This window comes from Natrinema soli, assembly GCF_028618695.1.
In genome coordinates this window covers 1-1,315 of record NZ_JAQIVI010000747.1, presented here as the reverse complement: position 1 = coordinate 1,315, position 1,315 = coordinate 1, and the positions used below count along the sequence as shown (strand labels likewise).

The window sequence follows — 1,315 nt, the reverse complement described above, 5'->3', positions numbered from 1 at the left end:
GATCACCGTCCGCCGGTTCCGTCTCCGGACCGCCGTCGCCGCGTTCGGCGTCCCCGTGCGAGCCGCTGACGGACGAGGCGATCCGCGCTCCGACGAGGCTGATCACGATCGCGGTGACGACGAACAGCGCGAGCCGTTCGCCGGCGACCATCACGAACTGCTCGTTCGAGAAGATCCCGAACTCGTTTTCGGGAACGACGAACGGATCGATCACGCCCTGTTCCTCGAGGAAATACGCGGAGAAGCCGCGAACGACCAATCCGACGGCGACGACGATAAACGGCAGGTTGAGGAAGGACCGGCGGATCGGATCCTCGCCGATCGCCTCGTCGAGCAGCCGGCCGGCGCTGGCGGTCAGCGCGGCCATCGCCAGCCAGGGGACGCTGTCGAAGGCGAAGCGCGTCGCCGGGATGACCACGCCCGGCGTCTCACCGAGGTTCGAGACGCCGAGTGCGCCCACGAACAGGCCGACGAACGTCAGTCCGGCGGCGACCACGTAGGTGACGACCGACACCTGGCCGGAGTACAGCGACTCCCGCGTCTGGCGGGCGAATCTCGCCAGGCGTTCGTCGACGTTGAACCCCTTGTAGAGCAAGAAGAGTCCGATGACGGTGGTGATCGCGGCCGCTCCCTCCGCGGGGCCGACGGTGATCGCGAGTAGCGGAAAGACGAGCAGCGTCAACCCGATCGGAACGAGGACGGTCTGTCGAAGTTCCTCGTCCGCCAGGAACTGCTTGAGCAGGTAGTAGGTCGACTCGATGTCGCGGGCCTGCCGGACGACGACGCGATCGACGGAGTCGACCCGAACGCGGCTCTCGACGATCGGAATCAGCCGTTCGTCGTCCGCGCTGTCGGTCACCACGACCGCCGAGTCCGGGTCGTAGTCGGCGATGAGGTCGTCGAGCTGCTCGGCAACCGCCCGATCGGCCGACACCATCGACTCGCGGTCGCCCGAGACGACCGCGACGACGACCTCTTCGTTCTCGTCGCGCAGGTCCTGGGCGACCCGCAGCGACTCGAGCAAGGTATTCACTCCCGAGTCCTCCGGATCCGCGAGGCCGACATCGGTCACGAGCGCGCGGACTGCCTCCCAGCCGACGACGGGCGAGCGGAGGCCGGTCTTCCGGCCGACATCGTCGGTCCGGTCGAGACAGACGACCAGCGTTGTCACGGTAGGCGATGCATTCCGTGCAACGATAAAACCACTTACTCGTTCGAGCGAGAACAGCACCGCCATCGGGCGACCGGCCCGTTCGGAGGCGGCTTCAGCTCCGCAGCCGGAACCCGCGCCCGTCGCCGAGGCCGGCGATCCCGG

General features: G+C 67.7%; 1 protein-coding gene. It reads right to left on the bottom strand.

What is annotated here, in order from left to right; translation table 11 throughout:
* A partial coding sequence (locus tag PGX04_RS31505; protein ID WP_273742078.1) for a DUF373 family protein occupies window positions 1-1,171 on the bottom strand: 1,171 nt, incomplete at its 3' end.
* Window positions 1,172-1,315 lie beyond the last annotated feature (144 nt).